At 35.6% G+C, this 23,304-nt stretch carries 15 protein-coding genes; 3 read left to right on the top strand and 12 right to left on the bottom strand.

The window, feature by feature from the left end; translation table 11 throughout:
• Positions 1 to 98: 98 nt before the first annotated feature.
• The 5 genes from UH7x_RS00550 to UH7x_RS00530 form a co-directional block, all read right to left on the bottom strand.
• Positions 99 to 1,907: an acyl-CoA dehydrogenase family protein gene (locus tag UH7x_RS00550; RefSeq protein WP_482361773.1), complete on the bottom strand. Its 1,809-nt coding sequence runs from the start codon at positions 1,905 to 1,907 to the stop codon at positions 99 to 101.
• Between the two features lie 79 nt (positions 1,908 to 1,986).
• A complete protein-coding gene (locus tag UH7x_RS00545) occupies positions 1,987 to 3,177 on the bottom strand; it encodes an acetyl-CoA C-acyltransferase (RefSeq protein ID WP_482361772.1) in 1,191 nt (396 codons plus the stop codon).
• Positions 3,178 to 3,181: 4 nt separating this feature from the next.
• A complete protein-coding gene (locus UH7x_RS00540; RefSeq protein WP_482361771.1) occupies positions 3,182 to 5,587 on the bottom strand; it encodes a 3-hydroxyacyl-CoA dehydrogenase/enoyl-CoA hydratase family protein in 2,406 nt (801 codons plus the stop codon).
• A 12-nt stretch (positions 5,588 to 5,599) separates the two neighbouring features.
• Positions 5,600 to 6,052: a MarR family winged helix-turn-helix transcriptional regulator gene (locus UH7x_RS00535; RefSeq protein WP_482361770.1), complete on the bottom strand. Its 453-nt coding sequence runs from the start codon at positions 6,050 to 6,052 to the stop codon at positions 5,600 to 5,602.
• A gap of 117 nt (positions 6,053 to 6,169) precedes the next feature.
• Positions 6,170 to 7,945, bottom strand: a complete 1,776-nt coding sequence (locus tag UH7x_RS00530) for an AMP-dependent synthetase/ligase (protein ID WP_482361769.1) — start codon at positions 7,943 to 7,945, stop codon at positions 6,170 to 6,172.
• A gap of 252 nt (positions 7,946 to 8,197) precedes the next feature.
• On the opposite strand from UH7x_RS00530, the gene UH7x_RS00525 reads away from it, so the two are divergent.
• Entirely contained in the window at positions 8,198 to 10,795 is a 2,598-nt protein-coding gene (locus UH7x_RS00525) for a DUF6923 family protein (protein WP_482361768.1), read from the top strand.
• A 73-nt stretch (positions 10,796 to 10,868) separates the two neighbouring features.
• On the opposite strand, the gene purL is transcribed toward UH7x_RS00525, so the two are convergent.
• Positions 10,869 to 14,549, bottom strand: coding sequence for a phosphoribosylformylglycinamidine synthase (gene purL / locus UH7x_RS00520; RefSeq protein WP_482361767.1), 3,681 nt, complete (start codon positions 14,547 to 14,549; stop codon positions 10,869 to 10,871).
• Positions 14,550 to 14,804: 255 nt separating this feature from the next.
• Between purL and UH7x_RS00515 the strand changes: the two genes are divergently transcribed.
• Positions 14,805 to 15,293, top strand: a complete 489-nt coding sequence (locus UH7x_RS00515) for a winged helix-turn-helix transcriptional regulator (protein WP_482361766.1) — start codon at positions 14,805 to 14,807, stop codon at positions 15,291 to 15,293.
• A 39-nt stretch (positions 15,294 to 15,332) separates the two neighbouring features.
• On the opposite strand, the gene UH7x_RS00510 is transcribed toward UH7x_RS00515, so the two are convergent.
• Positions 15,333 to 16,550: an RsmB/NOP family class I SAM-dependent RNA methyltransferase gene (locus UH7x_RS00510; RefSeq protein ID WP_482361765.1), complete on the bottom strand. Its 1,218-nt coding sequence runs from the start codon at positions 16,548 to 16,550 to the stop codon at positions 15,333 to 15,335.
• Between the two features lie 70 nt (positions 16,551 to 16,620).
• On the opposite strand from UH7x_RS00510, the gene UH7x_RS00505 reads away from it, so the two are divergent.
• Entirely contained in the window at positions 16,621 to 17,649 is a 1,029-nt protein-coding gene (locus UH7x_RS00505) for a WD40/YVTN/BNR-like repeat-containing protein (protein ID WP_482361764.1), read from the top strand.
• 19 nt (positions 17,650 to 17,668) lie between these two features.
• On the opposite strand, the gene UH7x_RS00500 is transcribed toward UH7x_RS00505, so the two are convergent.
• The 5 genes from UH7x_RS00500 to UH7x_RS00480 all read right to left on the bottom strand — a co-directional run bounded on the left by UH7x_RS00500 (position 17,669) and on the right by UH7x_RS00480 (position 23,298).
• Entirely contained in the window at positions 17,669 to 18,124 is a 456-nt protein-coding gene (locus UH7x_RS00500; RefSeq protein WP_482361763.1) for a hypothetical protein, read from the bottom strand.
• Complete coding sequence (locus UH7x_RS00495; protein WP_482361762.1) at positions 18,117 to 18,629, bottom strand: hypothetical protein; 513 nt, start codon at positions 18,627 to 18,629, stop codon at positions 18,117 to 18,119. The genes UH7x_RS00500 and UH7x_RS00495 overlap by 8 nt, the downstream gene beginning before the upstream one ends.
• A gap of 32 nt (positions 18,630 to 18,661) precedes the next feature.
• Positions 18,662 to 19,204 (bottom strand): RNA polymerase sigma factor, encoded by a 543-nt coding sequence (locus UH7x_RS00490; RefSeq protein WP_482361761.1) that lies wholly within the window; start codon positions 19,202 to 19,204, stop codon positions 18,662 to 18,664.
• Between the two features lie 150 nt (positions 19,205 to 19,354).
• Positions 19,355 to 20,242, bottom strand: coding sequence for a PorP/SprF family type IX secretion system membrane protein (locus UH7x_RS00485; RefSeq protein ID WP_482361760.1), 888 nt, complete (start codon positions 20,240 to 20,242; stop codon positions 19,355 to 19,357).
• A gap of 20 nt (positions 20,243 to 20,262) precedes the next feature.
• The gene (locus UH7x_RS00480) at positions 20,263 to 23,298 is read right to left on the bottom strand and encodes a T9SS type B sorting domain-containing protein (RefSeq protein ID WP_482361759.1); all 3,036 of its coding nucleotides are present in this window, start codon (positions 23,296 to 23,298) and stop codon (positions 20,263 to 20,265) included.
• Positions 23,299 to 23,304 lie beyond the last annotated feature (6 nt).

The raw sequence follows: 23,304 nt of genomic DNA, 5'->3' as shown, positions 1-23,304 counted from the left end.
TTATTACATTCCTTATAAGAATTGCAATTGAACTGCATAAAAAAGCCGACCATAAACTGGTCGGCTTTTTATTTATTCAAATAAATTAATAATTTGAATTAGTCAAAGGTGTACCCATTGTCTGCAGCTACTTTATCAGCAATTTGAGTGCGTAAAGCTACTACATTAGGGTTGTTAGTGTATTTTGTGAAACGTTTTAAACCCATTAACATCATGCGTTGTTCATCGCCTTCTGCAAAAGAAATAATAGCTTCCTTACCTTTCTGAATAATTGTTTCAGTTGCATTGTACAAATACAATTTAGACATTGCAATTTGCGTAGTTTGAGCTTCTTCGCCAAAACGTTTTGCATTTTTCTCCGTCCGCAAAATTGTACTTTCCGCCATATACACTTCAATGAGAATGTCTGAAGCTGCCAACATTAACTGTTGGTGATTCTCTAAATCAGGCCCATATTTTTGTACTGCACTACCGGCTACCATCAAGAATACTTTTTTCAAACGTGCCAATAAATCTTTCTCTTCGGCAAATAGTTCTGAAAAGTCAAGTGTGTCAAAAGAAGGGATACCCATTAATTCTTCGCCAACCGCTGTAGCTGGTCCAAGTAAATCAACATGGCCTTTCATGGCTTTCTTAACTAACATGCCAACCGAAAGCATTCTGTTAATTTCATTAGTACCCTCATAGATTCTGGCTATCCTAGCATCTCTCCATGCTTTTTCCATTGGAGTGTCTGCACTAAAGCCCATTCCTCCAAAAATTTGAACACCTTCATCAGTTGTATTTTGAACATCTTCTGAAACTGCAACCTTTAAAATAGAGCATTCAATTGCATATTCTTCGACACCTTTTAGTTCTGCTTCTTGGTGTGTATTTCCTGCAGCTTCACGCAAAGCAATTCGATCCTCAATATTTTTAGCAGCTCTATAACTTGCAGAATCGCCAGCATAAGCATTTGTTGTCATTGTAGCAATCTTGGCTTTAATTGCGCCAAAATTCATTATCGGAGTTTTAAACTGTATACGCTCATTGGCATAATTAACTGCTTCATTAATTACGCGTCTTTGGGCATCTAAACAAGCAGCAGCTAATTTAATGCGACCAATATTTAAGGCATTCATCGCTATTTTAAATCCATTCCCACGCTCCGAAAGCATATTTTCTACTGGTACTTTTGTGTCACTAAAAAATACCTGACGGGTAGAAGAGGAGTGAATTCCTAATTTCTTTTCTTCATCGCCTAAAGTAATACCATTTTCAGGATTGTTTTCAACAATAAAACCAGTGATATTTTTATCATCTTCTATTCGAGCGAAAACGATAAACATGCTGCAAAAGCCAGCATTAGAAATCCACATTTTTTGACCTGAAATACTATAGTGTTTTCCATCTTCAGATAATACAGCTTTTGTTTTACCCGAATTTGCATCTGAACCTGCACCAGGTTCAGTTAGGCAATAAGCGCCAAACCATTCTCCTGAAGCTAATTTTGGAACGTATTTTTGTTTTTGTTCTTCTGTACCATAAAGGGTAATTGGCATAGTTCCAATACCTGTATGTGCACCAAAGGCAGTACTAAAAGAACCAGTAGCACCAGAAATATAATCACAAACTAACATCGTAGAAACAAAGCCCATGCCCATTCCACCGTATGACTCAGGAACGGCTACACTTAAAAGTCCAAGTTCCCCTGCTTTGCGCATACATTCTTCTGTATATGCATAATCTTTTTGCTCAAAACGTTCCCAATGTGCCCAAAGTTCTCTGTCAACGAATTCTTTGGTACTATCACGCATCATTTTTTGTTCTTCAGATAAATCTTCTAATGTAAAGATATCTTCACATTTAGTTTCTTTAACGAGGAATTGACCTCCACGAAGTAAGTTATCTTTGTTTGCTGTTTCCATACTTTAATCCCTTCTTACTCCCTAAAAGGAAGAATTGTTACGGGGTGATTTTAATTAGACAATTATTTTTTTTCGTTTTTTAATTTAGGAATTCATATATGCCACAAGCTCCTTGTCCTGTTCCAACACACATAGTAACTGCGCCATATTTTCCTTGCATATTTCGTTTACGCATTTCATCAAAAAGTTGAACAGAAAGTTTGCCACCCGTACAACCTAATGGATGGCCTAGGGCTATCGCACCACCATTTACATTAATGATATCAGGATTTAAATCTAATTCTCGAATTACGGCAAGTGATTGCGAAGCAAAAGCTTCATTCAATTCAATTAATTCTAAATCACTTTGTTTTAAACCAGCTTGTTTTAATGCTTTTGGTATTGCAGCTACTGGACCTATACCCATAATTCTCGGAGGAACCCCTGCAGCGGCATAGTTCACTAAACGAGCAATTGGTTCTAGATTAAGCTCTTTCACCATTTCTTCGCTCATTATCATAACAAATGCAGCACCATCACTCATTTGAGATGAATTACCGGCAGTTACACTTCCGCCTGCAGCAAATACCGGGCGTAATTTATTTAGTACCTCAAGAGAAGTTCCTTTTCTAGGACCTTCGTCTTTTGTAACAGTATATTTTTTAGTTGCCTTTTTGCCGTTCGCATCAATATAAGTTTGTTCGACTTCAATAGGAACTATTTGATCTTGAAAACGGTCTTCTGCTTGCGCTTTAAGTGCTTTCATGTGCGAATTGTAAGCAAATTCATCTTGGTCTTTTCGAGACACATTAAATTCATTCGCTACAGCTTCTGCTGTATTTCCCATTCCCCAATAATAGTCTTCATGACCTTCGGCTACTAAATCGTAATTTAATTCAGTTTTATAACCGGTCATTGGTACTGAACTCATGCTTTCGGCTCCACCGGCAATAATACAATCTGCCATACCCGATTGAATTTTAGCAGTTGCAATTCCAATGGTTTCTATTCCAGAAGAGCAAAAACGATTTACCGTTACACCCGGTACATCAACAATATCTAATCCCATTAATGAAATAAGTCTTGCCATATTTAAGCCCTGTGAACCTTCTGGCATTGCGTTACCCACAATTACATCATCAATTCGTTTTTTGTCAAAATCTGGCAACTCCTTCATCATGTATGCGATGGTTTCCGCTGCCAATTCATCAGTACGTTTAAATCGGAAAACACCTTTAGGTGCTTTGCCTACAGCAGTTCTATATGCTTTAACTATATATGCAGTTTTCATTGTTTTAGTTTCTAAGTGGTTTACCTGTTTTCAACATATGCTGAATACGTTCTAATGTTTTCTTTTCTGTACAGAGCGATAAAAACGCTTCACGTTCGAGGTCTAATAAATATTGTTCATTTACAAGAGTAGGTTCTGATAGATCACCTCCAGCCATAACGTATGCTAGTTTATTTGCGATTTTCTTATCATGCTCACTGATATAATGACTTGCTTCCATAGAATCGGTACCAACTAAAAACATACCTAATGCTTGCTTACCAAGCACTTTAATGTCTTTTCGCTTGGGAGGCATTGTGTAACCAGCTTCCGCCATTAATTTTGCATGAGCCTTCGCAGTTGCAATTTGTCGGTCTTTATTTACTACAACAATATCTTTTCCTGGTTGAAGGATGCCTAAATCATATGCTTCATAAGCAGAGGTAGATACTTTTGCCATACCTATGGTTAAAAAGTACTCTTGCAATACATTTAGTTCAACATCATTTTTTTTGAAGGTATCTTGAGCGCGCACAGCAAATTCTTTCGAACCACCACCACCAGGGATAACGCCAACACCAAATTCTACCAGACCAATGTATGTTTCTGCAGCGGCTACAACTTTATCGGCGTGTAATGAAAGTTCACAACCACCTCCAAGGCACATTCCGTGCGGTGCAGATACTGTTGGAATTGATGAATAACGCATACGCATCATTGTGTCTTGGAACATTTTAATAGCTGCATTAAGCTCATCATATTCTTGCTCAACTGCCATCATGAAAATCATTCCGATGTTGGCGCCAACAGAAAAATTAGCAGCTTGATTTCCAATTACAAGTCCTTGAAAGTTCTTTTCTGCTAAATCAACAGCCTTATTTAAACCAGCTAAAACATCACCGCCAATAGTGTTCATTTTAGACTGAAATTCAACATTTAAAATTCCATCACCCAAATCTTCAATTACGACACCACTATTTTTAAATACCTCTTTAGATTTTCTAATATTATCTAAAATGATAAAAGCATCCTGACCTGGAATTTTATCCATCGCCTTTTTAGGAATATCATATGCATAAGATGCCCCATCTTTAACACTATAGAAAGAAGTGTTTCCGGCTGATTTCATTTCGGTGACCCAAGAGGCAGCTTCTTGCCCTTCAGCTTTAATTAGATCTAATCCTTTTTCTAAACCAATTGCATCCCAAATTTGAAATGGGCCGTGTTCCCAGCCAAAACCAGCTTTCATGGCATCATCAATTTTGTATAACTCATCTGTTATTTCAGGAATACGATGTGATACATAAGCGAACAATTGTCCGAAACTTTTTCTGTAAAATTCACCAGCTTTATCTTTTCCATCAACTAAAACAGAAAAACGATTTATTACTTTATCTATAGTCTTAGTTAATTCTAGCGTAGCGAACTTGGCTCTCTTTTTAGAGCGATAATCCATCGTATTTAAATCCAAAGTCAATATTTCGGTCTTACCCGAAGCGTCTTTAGACTTTTTATAAAAACCTTGTCCTGTTTTGCTTCCTAACCATTTATTCTCCATCATTGTGGAAATAAAATCCGGTAGGGCAAAAAGAGAATGACGTTCGTCGTCGTTACAATTTTCTGAGATTCCGTTTGCTACGTGCACCAGTGTATCTAATCCAACAACATCAACTGTTCTAAAAGTAGCTGATTTTGGACGTCCGATGACTGGTCCTGTTAGTTTATCAACTTCCTCAACGGTCATATCCATTTCTTTAACCATATGAAAAAGACTTTGAATACTGAAAATACCTATTCTATTACCAATAAATGCAGGAGTATCTTTAGCTACAACAGAAGTTTTACCTAAAAACTGTTCGCCATATCCATTTAAAAATTCAAGAACTTCAGGAGCTGTTTTAGGTCCTGGAATAATTTCAAATAATTTTAAGTATCGCGCAGGGTTAAAAAAGTGGGTTCCACAGAAATGTTTTTGAAAATCATCACTTCTGCCTTCACTCATAAATTTGATAGGAATACCCGAAGTGTTGGAAGTAATTAATGTTCCTGGTGTTCTATGTTTTTCAATATTTTCGAAAACCATTTTCTTAATATCAAGGCGTTCAACTACCACCTCAATAATCCAATCTACTTTTGAGATTTTTGAAATGTCGTCTTCTAAATTACCAGTTGAAATTCTAGACGCGAATTTTTGTGAGTAAATTGGTGAGGGTTTAGATTTTAATGCAGCCATTAATGAATCGTTCACTAATCTATTTCTAACTACTTTATCATTTAAAGTCAACCCTTTAGCTTTTTCCTTTTCGTTAAGCTCTCTAGGTATAATGTCTAATAGGAGTACTTCGACTCCTATATTGGCAAAATGGCAAGCAATTCCACTTCCCATAATTCCGGATCCTATAACTGCGACCTTATTAATGTGTTTACGCATTGCTTTAGTTTGTTAATTGTTTGTAGTGTTATCTGAAAATATATTCTTCTCTGAAATTAGCTTGTTAATCGTTTCTGTTACTTCGAAAAAGGCCTTAATTTTTTCTTCCGAAACATTTTGTAAAACCATTTCATTAAAACATAAAACCGCATTTTTGGATAGATTTCTTTTTTCTAATCCTGTAGCTGTTAAATGAATTAATACACCTCTTCCGTCTTTAGGGTTTGGTTTACGTTTTATAAATCCTTTTCCTTCTAGACTCTTTAAAATTCGAGTTAGACTTGTGGCTTCCATCCCCATTTTTGGTCCTAAGGCCGTGGATGGGGTGCCAGTTTTAGGGTCTATACTTAATAATGTAAAACCCATAGCCATCGTACTTTCATAGTTCTTAGCCTCTTCGTTATACATTTTTGCAACCAATAACCAAGTTTCGCGGAGGGCATAATCTATGGTAATATCTCGCATAAGTGGTTTTATAAGTATAACCAAATATACGAATATTTATTATGCATGCATAATAAATATTTAAGAAAGTGAATAAATAGATTAGCTTAACATAATGTTTACGGAGTTAGTTTTTAATTAAGAGCGACCATACATATCGTTATAAAGATCTATGTACATTTCTTTTATTACAGACCTTTTCATTTTCATAGTAGGAGTGAGGTGACCTGCTTCGGGCGTCCAAGCATCTTTAGTTAATCTAAAGACTTTTATTCTTTCCCATTTGCCAAATCCAGCATTACATTTATCTAGTTCTACTTGAATTCTATCGATTACATCATTAGAGGATGCAATGGCATCAGCAGTTGCGTTTTTTATATCCTTTTTCTTTGCTAGCCATTCTTGAACAAATTCAAAATTGGGTTGAATAATAGCTGCTGGCATTTTTTCGCCTTCGCCAACGACCATTACTTGTTCTATAAATCTAGATTGTTTTAACTCATTTTCTAACAAAGTGGGAATAACATATTTACCTCCTGAGGTTTTAAACATTTCTTTTTTACGTCCAGTAATTTTAAGGAAACCTTCGCTGTCAACTTCTCCTTTATCACCTGTGTGAAAGTAATCACCGGTCATAACTTCATTGGTTCTCTCAGGGTCTTTATAATAGCCCATCATTACATTTGGACCTTTTACCAAAATTTCTCCGTCGTCTGCAATTTTAATTTCTACATCGTTAAGCGCTTTGCCTACGGATCCTACTTTGTACATTTTATTCGCGTACATGCCAACACTAACAACAGGTGAAGTTTCAGTTAAGCCATATCCTTCCATTACATGCATGCCAGCAGCTCCAAAAATTCTGCCTAATCTAGGTTGCAATGCAGCACTACCCGAAACCATAGTACTTAGCTCACCGCCCAATGCTTCGCGCCATTTGCTAAAAATTAGTTTATCGGCAATTGAAAGTTTAAAACCATACCACCATCCATTTTGCCCGTACGGTTCCCATTGTTCCCCAATTTCAACGGCCCAGTAAAATAGCTTTTTCTTGATTCCGGACAATTCCGCTCCTTTTGCTATTATTTTATCATAAACCTTTTCTACCAGCCTTGGAACGACAGACATTAAATTTGGTTTAATTTCTTTAGCATTATCTCCAATTTTATCCAGTCCTTCTGCGTAATATACTGTACATCCTGCATATTGATATATGTAAATAAGTACTCTTTCAAAAACATGACAAATGGGTAAAAAACTTAAAATTTTAGTTCCAGAGCCTGAAATAGGTAGCCTTTTACAACCCTCAAGGGCGTTACTTGTAACGTTATTATGGGATAGCATAACACCTTTCGGTTTACCTGTTGTACCAGATGTATAAATTATGGTTGCTAAATCGGAAGGTTTAACTGCATCCATTCTTTCTTGTACTTCCGATTGATTGCTGTCGTCCTTTCCTAATTCAAATAATTCCGAGTAATGTTTACAGCCTTCTATTTGATCAAAGCTAAATACGTCTTTCAACTGGGTTGTAGACATAACCTTTTTCACCTTTTCAAATACCTCCATATCTGATACAAAACAATATGTTGATTCGCTATGGTTTAGTACATATGCATAATCTTCGGCAGATATAGTTGGATAAATAGGAATGTTTTGCGCTCCTAATTGTAGAATGCCAATATCCATGACATTCCATTCGGTTCTGTTGGTCGATGATATAACCGCTATTTTATCATCCTTTTGAATACCTAGCCTAAGTAATGCACGACTAATGGCATTAGCTTTATTTATATATTCTTGGGAAGAGGTAGCTACCCATTCTCCATTATATTTGGTGACGAGCGATTTATCTAAATTATACTTTTCGAGTTGGTAATAAGGAAAGTCAAAAAGTCGAGTTACGTGTTGCATACTAAGTATCTAAAAAGTAATTGCAAATTAGTGAAAGAACATGGGATTTTAAAATTGTATTAATAAATATACGCAGTTGTGATTGTAAATTTCATAATTATCATATTTATATAATTGGCTTAATTTATAATTGTTGGTCTACAATAAATTGTAATTGAGCGTGTTATATATGTTACTCATATAATTGTAGGAAAATTCTTTATTATTATTTCCTAGGTTTGTTGTGTTCATTGACCCCAAATCATAGAAATTATGAAGATCTTTTACTTTTTAAAAAGCACTTTTAAGTACTCAACTGCTTTAATAGCAATCTTTTTTTTAAATCTAAATCTTTTTGCTCAGTCAGAGCCATTTGATTGCGATTTTAATGCGTACTTATTTCAGTATAATGATATTTACGCGCTTGATTTAGCATCAGGTAGTTCTTATTTGGTTGCCGAAGATATTACACCGGGTAATGTGAACGGGGTAGGCTATAATGCCACAGACGGATTTTTATGGGGGTATTTAGCAAGCCCATCCAGAACTATTGTTAGAATTGGTAAGGATTTTTCTGTTGAGCAATATACTATACCAGAATTACCAACTGGAAACAAATATGTGGGAGATATTTCTTCTGACGGTATATATTATTTTAAAGCTGGTGGTTCTTCGTATTTTAAAGTGGATATAAATCCCGAATCAGATACTTATTTAGAATATTTAGGGGCTTTCAAGCTAAGTCAAAGTTTGGCCATAGCAGATTGGGCTTTTAACGCCGCAGATGGAATGTTGTATACTGTTGAGGGAAAAAGCAATATTCTTTATCGGATTGATCCTGATACAGGCATTGTCACAACATTGGGTGTTGTACCAATCCTTGAAGGATTGAGATATGCTTTCGGAGCTGTTTATTTTGATGTGGATGGCAACTTTTATATTTCAGCGAATCAGACTGGCTCAGTATATAAAATAGATAGCGTTCAGAATATTTCAAATGGAGAAATAAATTCTAATATTTTTGCCTTTGGACCTGCGGCCTCTAGTAATGACGGAGCACGTTGCCCAACAGCTCCAGTACCACAGGAAGATTGTATTAATGGCATTGATGATGATGGCGATGGTCTTGTTGACTGTGACGACCCTTCTTGTTCTGGCGTTGCATCATGTCCAAAAATCACTTTAACTTCTGGAGCTAATAAAGGTGGATTAGAGAGTAATGATAGATTGTCAACCTTAATAAGTCAACGAAATTACAAACGCGCGAAAACAAATTTTGTTTTTGATAAAAGTGCAGCAAAAATTGTTAAGAAAAGTTCACTGTATGCCAAAAGTGGTAAGTTTACATCAGATAGTATTCCATTGAATGAATTAGTTCCGTTAGAAATAATTGGCGAGACAAGTACTATTGAATCTTCTCCGGTTGATCTCTTAGATTTAACTAATGCTTCTGATATATATTCTGTGGATTACCTTAAAGACTCAGAGAATATTGGAGCATTAATGGTAATAAAAACTGATAATAAAGTTTATGAGCACAGTAAATTTATTTGCGATAGATTTTTAGGGGCCCAGTTGTTGTCTGTTTCTACAATACAATTACGCGAAAAGGATTTTATCAAATCCATAATCAAACAACCCGACGGAAATACGGAGTTTGCCTTGACTTTTTCAGCAAGGTTAAATAATAAAAATGAGTTTGTTATTGAATCACATTGGAATATTGATTCGTATGAAGAGGATACTGCTTATTACAATTTTCAGATTTGGTCGAATACTGTAGATGACTTATTGCTCTTAGCAGATGAAATTTTAAACCTTTTAGAAGTTCATGCCGTTATTAATGAGTATAAAGGCTCTACGCCACCGCCAGTTTTTGTTAAATCTGCTAAGTATGCTAATGGTGAAGTGCAATTGAGATTGTTAAATAATAATAAATCTGAGCAAATAAACTTAGAAGGTGGTGTAAAGAGAACGGAAACAATGACAACAGAAAGTTTGTCTTTTGCTACCTCAATTGAAGGGTATCTCGATTCGGTCGCTCTAAAGACTGGTAGTATATTCGATTTTGGTTTTAGAATTAGTAATTTAAATGGTGGAACACCAGATGATTTATTTGTTGCCGATGCTCCTTGGGGGTTAGATGCTTCGTCTGAAGGAACTGAAATTCAAGTTTATGATGTGTTGGAAGATTTACAACCTTATATTGAAGACGGTTATCAAATAGAACGAAATATAGCCTTAAGTGGTTCTACTTCTAATTATATAGGAGTATATAGAGCATTAAGTCCTAGGTTTACCCCTGTAGACCTTTCCGAATATGAAAAAATATCTTTCGATGCTGAAGGTACGGGAGCATTAGAAGTTAAATTAACAACGGGTGATGGTTCTGTTTTTACTGCAAATGTAAACTTGACTGCCACAGCAAAAAATTTCACATTAACAAATGCAGATTTTGTTGGTGGAAATGGAACTACTGATTTTTCTAGTATTAAGGTTATAAACTTTAATCTTATTGCTGAAAATGGTTATTCGGAACAAAAAGAATTAAAGTTATCAAACGTTAATTTCAACAATAAACAGCCGGAAAAAGTATTTGTTTTAGAGGATACTAATAAATCGTTATTGTATCCAAACCCAGTTTCTGAATCTGCAGATTTATATTTCTTTGAAGAAGGCGCTGGAAGTTACACTTTTGAACTTTTTGATTTATCAGGGAAAAAAATTAATACACATGATATGTCTGGTGATACCCAAATAGGACAAAACCAGATAACGATAAATAAAAAGAACTTAATGCCTGGACTTTATCTTTTTAAACTGAAAAGTTCTAATGATAAAATCTGGAGTGATAAAATAATGATAAAATAGCCGCTACTATATTAGCGGCTACTATGTCGTAATTTTTATCTTTAAAGAAGATGCTAACACCCAAAACCAAGTGCTAGCTATTTTTTTCAATCCACAATCTTGCGTTCAAAAAAGCATCTAACCAAGGTGATACTTCATCAGTACTATTAGTAGGGTAGTGGGCCCAATTCCATGGGAAAGTAGAGCGTTCTATATGTGGCATGGTAACTAAATGTCTTCCTGTAGCATCACAAAGCATAGCAGTGTTGAAATCGCTTCCATTCGGATTTGCAGGATAACCTTCGTAACCATATTTAGCCACAATGTCGTAGTTGTCTTCTGTGTGCGAAAATTTAAATTTGCCTTCTCCATGAGAAATCCAAACACCTAGAGTTGCCCCTTCTAAAGAAGAAAGCATTACTGAATTATTCTTTTGAATCTTTACAGATGTAAAATTACTTTCATGTTTATGTGAATCGTTGTAGGTCATCTTTCCGTGTGTTTCATGTTCCGGATTAATGAGGTCTAACTCCATAAATAACTGACATCCATTGCAAATACCTATCGATAATGTATCTGGTCTTGCAAAGAAGTTCTTAATTACTGTATTTGCTTTTTCATTGTATTTAATAGCACCAGCCCATCCTTTTGCACTACCTAGGACATCAGAATTGGAAAAACCACCAACAGCGCCTAAAAACTGAATGTCTTCTAAAGTTTCTCGTCCCGAAATTATATCGGTCATATGTACATCTTTAACATCGAAACCAGCCAAATACATAGCATTTGCCATTTCACGTTCAGAATTACTTCCTTTCTCTCTTAAGATGGCTGCTTTGGGTTTATTTTGCCCTCTCGATGAAATTTTACCTGTAAAGTTTTTAGGGAAAACATAGTTCAACGGCTGTACCTTATAATTTTCAAATCGAGCAGTAGCTAAGTTATTCGCAGTTTGCTTTCCATCTAATAAATACGATGTTTTGAACCAGGTATCTCGTAATGATGTCACATTAAGTCCCATTTCCATACCGCTATTCTTAATTGTCAGTTGGGGCTCAGAAATTACTTCACCAATCTTTTTGAAATCAATATGTGCAGTTGTTAAATCGGTTTCAATTGAAGCATCTTTTGCCTGAAAAACAATACCTGAGTTTTCAGAAAAGAGTAATTTAATGGTATCCGATTCACCCAAGTTTGAAAGGTTTAAATTGGCTCCTAAATCAACATCTGCAAAACATAATTCTAACAACGTGGTAATTAAACCACCTGAAGCAACATCATGACCAGCAATTATTTGCCCTTTTTTAATAAGGGTTTGAATCGTATTAAAAACGGTTTTAAAATATGCGTCATCTTTTATAGTAGGGGCTTCTGTTCCAATAGCATTTAATACTTGTCCAAAAGAAGAACCACCTAATTTGTAACTGTCTTTTGATAGATTAATATAATAGATTGAACCGCCATCTTTTTGCAAAACAGGCTCAATCACATTAGTAATATCATCGCAATGCCCAGCAGCAGAAATCACCACAGTACCTGGTGCTATTACGTCACCATCTTTATATTTCTGTTTCATGGAAAGCGAATCTTTACCAGTCGGCACATTAATGCCAAGCGCAATAGAAAACTCAGAAACTGCTTCCACCGCTTTGTAGAGCCTAGCATCTTCACCCTCATTTTTACAAGGCCACATCCAGTTTGCAGATAATGATATTGATTTTAAACCTTCATTCAATGGCGCCCAAATAATGTTGGTTAAAGCTTCTGCTATACTATTCTTACTTCCTGCAGCGGGATCTATAAGCGCAGAAATAGGAGAATGCCCAATACTTGTTGCAATGCCTTCTTTCCCTTTAAAATCTAAGGCCATAACGCCCACATTATTTAGAGGTAGTTGTAATGGACCTGCGCATTGTTGTTTTGCAACGCGGCCACCCACACAACGATCGACTTTATTCGTTAGCCAATCTTTACAACCAACAGCTTCTAGTTGTAATACTTGATCTAAATAGTCATGAAAATATTCAAGAGAGTAATCAGCATTATTATATGTTCGCGTTACTGTTGTATCTGTTAATACTGTTTTTGGTGAGCTTCCAAATATGTCACTTAAATGTACGTCCATCGGTTTTTCTCCGGTGGTTTTCGATTCAAAAGTAAAACGGTCGTCATTTGTTACATCTCCGACTTCATACATTGGTGAACGCTCACGTTCAGCAATACGAGTTAATAAATCGATATCGTTTTTGCCAATTACAAGACCCATACGTTCTTGTGATTCATTGCCAATAATTTCTTTTGCTGAGAGTGTTGGGTCGCCAATAGGTAATTTGTCTAAATCAATTTTACCACCAGTATCTTCAACTAATTCGGATAGACAGTTGAGGTGTCCGCCTGCACCATGGTCATGAATTGAGACTATCGTATTTACATCGTTCTCTACCATCCCGCGAATGGCGTTGGCTGCTCTTTTTTGCATTTCGGGGTTAGATCTTTGGATAGCATTTAACTCTATTGAAGAGCTAAATGCGCCAGTGTCCGCACTAGAAACGGCCGCTCCACCCATGCCTATTCGGTAGTTGTCGCCTCCTAAAATTACTATTTTATCACCTTTATTTGGCGTGTCTTTTAATGCTTGTTCCGATTTACCATAACCGATTCCACCGGCCTGCATTATAACTTTATCGAATCCTAATCTTCTTCCTTTTTTAGTTTCTGAAATAGCATCCTCTTGATGTTCAAAAGTTAATACAGATCCCGAGATTAAAGGTTGACCAAATTTATTACCGAAGTCAGAAGCTCCATTAGATGCTTTTATTAAAATATCCATTGGGGTTTGATACAGCCAAGGCCGCGCTGGCATAGTATTTTCCCATTTTCTATTTTCTTCAAGACGAGAATAAGCTGTCATGTACACCGCAGTACCTGCCAAGGGTAACGAACCTTTTCCACCAGCTAAACGATCTCTTATTTCGCCACCCGAACCTGTTGCAGCACCATTAAATGGTTCTACTGTTGTAGGGAAATTATGTGTTTCTGCTTTTAGCGATATTACCGATTCAAATTCTTTCTCTTCGTAAAAATCTGGTTTGTCGGCAGTTTTTGGTGCGAATTGTAAAACTTTCGGACCTTTTACAAAAGCAACATTATCCTTATAGGCCGAAACTATATCGTTGGGGTGTTCTTGTGAAGTCTTCTTTATTAATTTGAATAAAGAACTTGGCATTTCTTTTCCATCGATAATAAATGTGCCATTAAAAATTTTATGACGACAATGTTCGGAGTTTACCTGGCTAAATCCGAAGACTTCAGAATCAGTTAATGGACGTTCAATTTTCTTTGCTAACTTTTCTAAATAACTAACTTCTTCATCGCTTAAGGCTAAACCTTCTTGTTGATTATATTCTGCAATGTCATTAATATCTTTTACTGCTTCTGGGGTTACTTCAATTTTGAATATTTCCTGATGTAAACCAGAGAATTTTTGATATAGCATTGGGTCGAAATCTGTAAAATCGCCGTTGACGCTCTTAAATTTTTCAATTCTGATAATTCCTGAAACTCCCATGTTTTGAGTTATTTCAGTGGCATTGGTACTCCAAGGCGTAATCATAGCCGCTCTTGGACCAACAAAAAAGGCGTCTATTGACGCCGCGTTTATTTTTGGTTGATTGCCGAACAACCAATTTAATTTGTCTGTATCTCCTTGTGAAAGTTCTTGAGCAGTTTCAACTGCAAAAACCTTGGTACTTACATCCCCGAAAAAGTGAATCATGAACAGCGTGAATTGTTAGGTTTAAGAAAGCACAAATTTAAGATTTTACTCGATATCTATTGCGCATTTTTAAAACACTTGTAAACAGTAATTGTTAATGATGATTAACTTTTATGTTTAAAAAAATATTTGGTCAATCCTATTGACAATTAGCGTTTTAAGATTAGTATGTTTTTTAAACCATTATAAAATCCAATAAAAGAGTATGATATTCGAATAAAGTATGTTAATTTGTTCCTCCCTAAAATAAATGATATGGCAATTACTAAAAATAACTCGAAAAGAGTATCGTTAAATTCAGATGCTTGTAGTATAACCTATTGTATGCAATATATTGGTGGTAAATGGAAGCCAATTTTATTGGATCGAATTTCAAAAGGATTGAACCGATTTGGTATTCTAATTAAGAATGTTGAAGGTATTAATCGACAGATGCTGAGTAAACAGTTAAAAGAACTTGAACGCGACGAATTATTAGTTCGTAAAGTTTATTCTGAAATTCCGCCTAGAGTAGAATACGAATTAACATCTAAAGGCCAATCACTTTTACCGCTAGTACAAGCAATGAACAGATGGGGGCAAAAACAACAAAATGGAGGTGTTGAAATAGAAGAGCCTATTATAGAAGCACCTGTGGCGGTTGAAGAACTTAAAAAGCCTGTTGCCAAAGCTAAACCAAAGGCTAAGGCAAAACCAAAAGTTAGTACACCTGCCGACTCTGCTCAGCAGTCACTTTTTGGATAAAAAAGGAAAAATATTTCATATAAAGAAAAGGCGAATAATCTATTTATTCGCCTTTTCTAGTAATGCCATATAAAATCCGTCAAACCCGTCTTTAGAAGCGTATATCTTCTTTTCTTTTACTAAAGTGAAATCACTGCCTTCTTCAGAAGCTAAGAAAGAAATTACCTGATCGTTGTTTTCTTGTGGCAGTATAGAACATGTAGCATATACCATTTTTCCACCTGGCTTAACTATTTTACTATAACTACGAATAATGTCGTGCTGTACCTTTATAATTTTATCTAAAAATTCTGGTTGCATTTTCCATTTGGTGTCTGGGTTTCGTCTAATAACTCCCAAACCAGTACAAGGTGCATCGATTAAAACACGATCTGCACTACCATATAATTTTTTAAAAACCTTCGTAGAATCAATTTCTCGAGGTTCAATATTATGTGCGCCATTCCTACGTGCTCTACGCTTAAGCTCTTTTAATTTACTGCCATAAATATCCATGGCAATTAATTGTCCTTTATTTTCCATTAAAGCAGCCAAATGTAAAGACTTGCCGCCTGCACCTGCACAAGTATCTACAACGCGCTGTCCTGGTTTAACGTCAAGAAATTCTGCAACTAATTGCGAAGAAGCATCTTGTACCTCAAAATATCCCTTTTTAAAAGAGTCAGTAACAAATACATTGGCGCGTTCTGGTAACCGCAATGCTGATGCATAACCCTTAATTGGTTCTATTACTATACCTTCATCTAAAAGTGCTTTTCTTAGATTTTCTTTGGTTATTTTTAAAGTGTTGGTTCGAAGTATTACTTCCGCTTTTTTGTTTAATGCAGCTATTTCGGCGGTCCATAATTTTTCACCAAGTGCCTTAACACAAATTTCATCAATCCAATCTGGTACTGCTTCTCTGAACTTTCTGATTTTTGATAATTCATCAAATTTACCTTTAATTCGACGTTCTGGTGTAGGTTCAATTTGTTTCCAGTCTGGCAATTTTATTCCTTTTAAAACTGCCCATACGGCCCACATTCTAAACAAATCTTGACGATTATATGGTGCTTTTACTTCGGCAATTTCGGCATACAATCGCTTATAGCGTACCATTTCGTAAGTGGTTTCCGCAATAAATCCGCGATCTCTAGATCCCCAACGTTTATCAATTTTAAGTACTTTCTGAATGACTTTATCGGCATATTCTCCCTCATTGAATGTTAAATTCAAAGCGTCGATTACGGCAAAAACCAAATTTCTGTGCAGTTTCATTCTTGTGAATTAAGTTTGCAAAGGTATTGTATTCATGCCTATTCCTTTTATTTTTGATAAACTTTACTTTATGAAGCCCTTTTATATTGTCTTAATTATATTTTGTTTGCTTTCTTGTACAGAAAAAGTACAGAAAACTCCATATTCTTCAGTCTCTGTTGAAAACTTATTTGAAGATTCGCTGAGTATTCGGGCAATTGATTTAATGGGTAATAATTTGGTTTTTGCAGCTAATAAGGGCGTATTTGGTACAATTTCTTTGACGAGTGGAAAAGTACACGCTAATGTTCAAGGTATTAATTCAACACTTCCAGAATACAGAGCTGTTGCTCATAATGCTACTGATTTTTTTATGCTTTCTGTGGCAAGTCCTGCATTACTTTATAAAACAGGAGAAGACGATGTAATGGATTTGGTTTATGATGAGAGCGATCCAAACGTTTTTTATGATGCGATGACCTTTTGGAATAATAGAGAAGGTATTGCAGTTGGCGATTCTATGGATGGATGCTTGTCGGTATTAATAACTAGAGATGGTGGTCACCATTGGAGAAAATTGTCTTGTGACGAGTTGCCCGCTGGAATCACGGGTGAAGGGGCCTTTGCTGCTAGTAATACTAACATTGAGGTCAAAGGTGATAATACTTGGATTGCTACAACAAGTAGTAGGATTTATTATTCTCCGGATAAAGGAAAAACATGGGAAATTCAAGATACCTCTATTGTAAAGGATGAGTCTACACAGGGTATTTACTCAATAGATTTTTATAACAATAAAATAGGTATCGCTATTGGTGGTGACTATACCAATCCTGAATTGAATCAACAGAATAAGGCATTGACAATTGATGGTGGTAAAACCTGGAATTTAATTGCTGAAGGCCAAGAACCGAATTACAAAAGTTGTGTTCAGTTTGTGCCAAATTCTAATGCCAATGAAATTGTTGCCTTAGGCTTTAATGGTATTTCTTATTCACATGATCGGGGAGAGACCTGGCAGAAAATTTCCAACGAATCGTTTTATACCATTAGATTTCAAAACGACTCTGTGGCTTATGCCGCAGGTAAAAATCGTATATCTAAATTGGTTTTTAGATAATTGACAAAAAAACACCTTTTTAAGGGTGTTGTTTGCTGCCTGAATGTTTCTTTCTGTATTCACGAATTAATTTCCGTCTAAAATCTTCCTCAGCTCGAATCAATTTTAAAGTCTTTTTCGCTGTAATTTTTTTACTGATTTTAGCATAGAAATTTTTGTCCAATTCTTCCTCTTCTTCTTCATAATTAAGATAATCTTCCAAAAGATTACTGGCTTCTTTTTCGGTGTATGCGTCAGCCTCTTTCATTTTATTTCTCAACTTATCAAAACCATTTTTTCGGAGTAAGTATCTTTCTTTTTCATAAGCATTATACACAGGCCAAAAAGCCTCAGCTTCACTAGTTGTTAGTTCTAATTGCTCTGTGAAATAGGCAACTTTAAGCGATTTTATTTTATCCCAATCTTTTTTTTGCGAATAAAAAGCAGTCGTGATAAACAGAAATAATATTACGGTTAAGTTTTTTAAGCTATTCATCTGTTTCAAAATTTAATTCTTCTAAATAATCAATATTATCATCAAGATAATCGATGATATGGTCATCATTAAGTTGGTTATCTAGTATATCATTAATATCTAACTCATCAAATGACATTACTTCGGCAAGTTCATATGAAGATAACTCCATGTCATTACTTTCAAAGTAACTTTCTATGTCTGTAGCAGCTAATCCTTCAAAAGTTGGATTACTTTTTGTATTTAAATTAATTCCGAAAAACAAAAAAACCGCCGCTGCTACAGCTGCTGCTGCGAAATAATATTTTCGATAAGGATTTAATTGTATAACCTTGGTTTCTTCCTTTTCAAGTTTGTGTAAGATATTCTCTTGGATTGAATCAAAATAACCTTCAGGAGCAATAAAACCATCATCCTTTGGTAAAACAGATTGTTCTCTAGATATTTTGTTGAGCAACTTACCTGTTAGACCTTCGAAGTAACCTTCTGGGGTTTTAAATCCGTTATTTTTATTTGATGCTTTCATCTTATTCTTTGACTATCAAATTGTTAAAAGGTTTAATCTTCTTTTAAATATTTTTCTAACTTTTTCACTGCTAAATGGTATGAAGCTTTTAATCCGCCTACAGAAGTATCCAAAATCTTTGATATTTCTTCGTATTTCATCTCATCAAAATACTTCATATTAAACACTAACTTTTGCTTTTCTGGTAACGTAGCGATTGCTTGCTGTAATTTGAGTTGAATTTCACTTCCTTCAAAATAAACATCGGCTTGTAGGTTCTGCGCCATATGATCATGAAGTTTTTCATTGTTTACGCCCAACTTCCTTGCTTTTGTTTTCATAAAACTCAAGGACTCATTGGTGGCTATGCGATACATCCACGAATACAATTGGCTATCTCCTTTAAAACCTTCTATATTCTTAAATACCTTTATAAAAGTATTTTGCAATACATCATCAGTATCATCATGGTCTAACACAATTCTACGAATATGCCAATACAAACGTTCTTTATAAGTATCTATAAGCACCTCAAAAGCCTTAGCTTGCGTATCCGCCTGCCTTAATTGATCTACTAAGTTTTCCTCTGCAACCAATATTTAATTCTTGTGTTTAATTCTTAGACTGCAATTGTAGTAAAAGGTTTAATGTATGTATAATTTAATGGTATTTTGTTAATTCCCTTTATAAATATGGCAAGTGCTTTTTTATTGAGGGGATTATAGTAATTGCTAAATGATGACTATTTACAGTTGTAATTTCAAAATCAATTCATGAGATGCATTATCTAAACCATTGATTTGATTATTGGTTGCGGTTTCATAGGCGTATCCTAATTTAAATGAATCGCTTACATTGAACATGAGCATACCAGCAATTGCTGCGTCAAATCGATAAGAAACTCCTAAGTTAAAACGTTTACTAAAGTCAAAAACACCGGTAATATCTAAAGAAGAAGGTGCTGCACCAACATAACGATATAGTGAGCTTAGCTCCAGATTGATACTTGAACTAAGCATGAATTTATACCCAGCGGAGGCGTAGAAATGTTGCTTTCCTGAACTCAAAGTTGCTACGCCGTTTTCTTCTTCTAGTCTTTCATTTGATAATAACCTAGGAGCTGATAATGAGATAAAATACTTATCGTGCTTTAAATATGCCCCAGCACCAACATTGGGAGTAAACTTACTATTGAAATCCATTAAAGTGGCGTCTTGACCAACACCGTATGTTATTAAACCATCAGTGTTAATATTGTAGGTATTACCACTTGCTTTAAGCCCCAAAAAGAGGTTGTAGTTTTCATTCAAGGTAACTTTATAACCCAAATCTATGGCTACGGATGTTTGTTTTTCAATGAACGTCTTATCGTTTTGAATTGAAACGCCAAAACCTAAGTTTTTTCCTAAAGGAGATGAAGCGATTATATTTTGACTTTCGGGAGCGCCTTGAACACCTGCCCATTGACTTCGAACGCCTAGTGTTATATCAACATGATCTTCTGCACCTGCATATGCAGGGTTAATTAAATTCATTTGATAATTATAAAAAGTGCGATGCGAGTCTTGTTGGGCAATAGTATTTTGAGCCGTTAAGCATGCTATTACCGTGAACATAAATATTAATTTATTCATTACGATACTTGTTTGGTTTATTAGTAGTTTAAGAAAATCCATCCTTGAATAGGTTCTGAGTTGTCACCTAATTCAATGATATACATGTATTGACCTGCGGGTAATTTTTCGCTATTCGCTTTATAAAAACCTTCCCAAGTGTTTTGGTATGATTTCGTAGAGAATACCTCATTGCCCCATCGGTTATAGACTCTTACTGAATTATTGGGGTAGTTTTCGATACCCGGTATTACCCATTGATCGTTGTTGCCATCACCATTTGGAGTAAAAGCCTGTGCTGGTACAAGGGTAGGTTTAATTGCTGCAGTTGGCACCTCTTCATCTTCAGGGAAACTATTCGCATCCAACGGATCTGTATTTGCTGTTTCTTCTTCTGTATCTGTAAAACCATCGTCGTCGTCGTCGGTATCGGCATTATCACCAGTACCATCATCATCAGTATCGGTATCTTCGGTTTCGTCCAATGGAAAGGCGTCATTCTCGTCTGAAGTCCCATCATCATCATCATCAGTATCGGCATTGTTACCAGTACCATCTTCATCGGTATCTGTATCTTCTGTTTCATCTAACGGAAAATCATCTTCCACATCTGACATACCGTCACCATCGTCATCGTCATCACAAATATTTCCTACTCCATCATTGTCGGTATCCAACTGTTCGGCATTGGCTGTATCCACACAATTATCCAAAGCGTCATTCACACCGTCTTCATCAGTATCTTTCTGCGAGTCAGAACAGCCGTTTTCGTCAACCTCTTCCCCTGTTGGTGTGTTGGGGCAGGTATCTTCAGAATCACGCACGCCGTCTTCATCTTCATCGGCTGGGGTAAACGGTGCTTGAAAACCTTTGGCATATACAAAGCCATGGTCAAAAACAAAACCTATTTCATTGGTTGGGCTTATCACTACTTTGTACTCATCCCAATAGGTATTGGCTAAAGCATCTGTATTTAAAGTTTCCCAAGTGTCATTGTCGGCATTATATCTTTTTAATTTGAATTTGGCACGAGTACCGTCATTCAAATCTTCTCTAAAACCAACAATAGGAATAGCATCGGCTCCTAAACTTACTTGCGGATTGCCCCAAAACTCATATTGGGTAATATCTTGACTAAGCGTTATAAACTGCTGTGTTGTTTCCGTATAAGTTATAACTAAAGGTTCGCGGGTGTCGTTATCTTCATAGCTTATATATATGGTATCGTCTTCCGCAATATTTAAACTAAAAATTTCATCTGAATCTGGTAGACCGGTAACATCTATTTCGGTCCAAGTTGTTCCGATATCATATTTAAAGAGTTTAACTTTATCATAGTCGTCATGCATTAGCAACATAAAAGGAACACCTGAGCTGTTCAAAGCCAAACTATACTCCTCTTCAATTTCTAAAGGGTCGTCACTTTCGTCTAAAAATCTAAAATCACCTATGGTTTCCCATGTGCCATTAATTAGTTTTCTGACTTTTATATATTCTTCATCGTCATCATCCCAATAAGCTATTAGAGGATTATCAGAACCATCAACTATAAATTGAATTTCATCTGGCTCATCTGCTTCCAATTCTAAGACGGCATTATTACCTACTTCAGTCCAGTTGCTGTTCTCATTTTTGAATACAGTAATTTTATCATCGTAAGTAATAGGGTCGCGCCAACTTAATGCGACAAATATATTTGAGTTTTCTTTATTGATAATCAATTTTGCATCATCTATATCTATGTTTTCTAAGAATGTTGTTTCATTCTCCCAAGAATTAGTGGTGGGATTAAATTTATTTAAGAAAGCACCATTATCATATTCGGTTTGGAGTACATAGAGGTTTTCTTCACTATCATAACTTGCGTCCAGAGCTACACCAAAAGCTTCCATTTCTAAAATTCCAGGTGTACCTAAATAGTCCCATGAGTTGTTGCTATTATTTAATTTTCTTGAAATTCCTATATTACTATTGTAATAGCTTATGATTGGAATATTTTGCTCATCAAACATAAGGTCTGTGTAACTAAATGAATTAACTATTGCGATAGAGTTACCTATTAAGTTCCATGTTGATGTATTAGCATCTAATTTTTTAATAAAACCAAGTTTATCACTATCATTAGTGTCACTTGAAGACCCCATGATAACAACATCACCATTTTCATCATTTTCTATTTCATTAATGTAGGATCGAACAGTAGAGGACACCGTGCCTACCTTGGTAAACGCTCCGTCATCTAACCAAACTTCTGCCTGAAAATTGGAATATGCAGTTACTATGATGTCTTCATTGCTACCAGTTAAGATAAAATCACCTGGTGATGTAAGTAGCGAAGTAGTTCTATGGTCGACCCATGAATTACCTGTAAGTTTCTTAAAATAGGTTGTATTACCTGTACTTAATGTATGCCCTAGTATGGCTTCATTACTTGAATTGAATTCTAAATCAAGAAAATAGTTGTTGGTATAGCCTATATTAATTTCTTGCCCCTCTTGATTCCAACTGGTGCCGTCGAAGGAATACATATTTAGAACACCTGAATTTTGGCTTTGGTTGTTCCAGACAAAGTTCATGCTGGCAGTTGCCAACATTAAAGTATCATCATCAGAAATTCTGAAACGTAGTTTACTAACTTTTTTACTAGTAATGTCGGCCTGACCTACAAGTTCTAAATTGTTGCCGTTTTTCTTTAGAACTAAAGCACGTTCATAATTACCATTAACTTCACCGATTAGACCGATATACATGACATTATTCGAATCAAATTGAATAACATAGTCCCTCCCTTTATTTTCGGTGTAAGGGTTAATAGCAATTTTCTCCCATAAACCATTTGCAGGATTAAAGGTTTTAATCACAATGGTTGCCTCGTCATCATTAAAATTTGGATAAGCTGTATACTGTAATCCATTGTTGTCTAAAGCAGTAGTGAAATATACACTACCGTCTTTAAAAGGGAAGGGATGATTAGCATCTATTGGACCTATAGGTGCCCAGTCTTGTGCATAAGTAATATTAGTTATTACGAACGAAATGAAAAGGCCTATATATAAGTACTTTTTTTTCTTCAACATGTTTTT

The organism is Aurantibacter sp. UH7 (assembly GCF_056839165.1).
The sequence above is the reverse complement of the archived record's forward strand: the minus strand, read 5'-3'. Positions and strand labels throughout refer to the sequence as shown.

Excerpts from the sequence above, each read along its gene's own strand:
- UH7x_RS00550 (WP_482361773.1), bottom strand. The coding sequence starts at position 1,907 with ATGGAAACAGCAAACAAAGATAACTTACTTCGTGGAGGTCAATTCCTC.
- UH7x_RS00545 (WP_482361772.1), bottom strand. The coding sequence starts at position 3,177 with ATGAAAACTGCATATATAGTTAAAGCATATAGAACTGCTGTAGGCAAA.
- UH7x_RS00540 (WP_482361771.1), bottom strand. The coding sequence starts at position 5,587 with ATGCGTAAACACATTAATAAGGTCGCAGTTATAGGATCCGGAATTATG.
- UH7x_RS00535 (WP_482361770.1), bottom strand. The coding sequence starts at position 6,052 with ATGCGAGATATTACCATAGATTATGCCCTCCGCGAAACTTGGTTATTG.
- UH7x_RS00530 (WP_482361769.1), bottom strand. The coding sequence starts at position 7,945 with ATGCAACACGTAACTCGACTTTTTGACTTTCCTTATTACCAACTCGAA.
- UH7x_RS00525 (WP_482361768.1), top strand. The coding sequence starts at position 8,198 with ATGAAGATCTTTTACTTTTTAAAAAGCACTTTTAAGTACTCAACTGCT.
- purL (WP_482361767.1), bottom strand. The coding sequence starts at position 14,549 with ATGATTCACTTTTTCGGGGATGTAAGTACCAAGGTTTTTGCAGTTGAA.
- UH7x_RS00515 (WP_482361766.1), top strand. The coding sequence starts at position 14,805 with ATGGCAATTACTAAAAATAACTCGAAAAGAGTATCGTTAAATTCAGAT.
- UH7x_RS00510 (WP_482361765.1), bottom strand. The coding sequence starts at position 16,550 with ATGAAACTGCACAGAAATTTGGTTTTTGCCGTAATCGACGCTTTGAAT.
- UH7x_RS00505 (WP_482361764.1), top strand. The coding sequence starts at position 16,621 with ATGAAGCCCTTTTATATTGTCTTAATTATATTTTGTTTGCTTTCTTGT.
- UH7x_RS00500 (WP_482361763.1), bottom strand. The coding sequence starts at position 18,124 with ATGAATAGCTTAAAAAACTTAACCGTAATATTATTTCTGTTTATCACG.
- UH7x_RS00495 (WP_482361762.1), bottom strand. The coding sequence starts at position 18,629 with ATGAAAGCATCAAATAAAAATAACGGATTTAAAACCCCAGAAGGTTAC.
- UH7x_RS00485 (WP_482361760.1), bottom strand. The coding sequence starts at position 20,242 with ATGAATAAATTAATATTTATGTTCACGGTAATAGCATGCTTAACGGCT.
- UH7x_RS00480 (WP_482361759.1), bottom strand. The coding sequence starts at position 23,298 with ATGTTGAAGAAAAAAAAGTACTTATATATAGGCCTTTTCATTTCGTTC.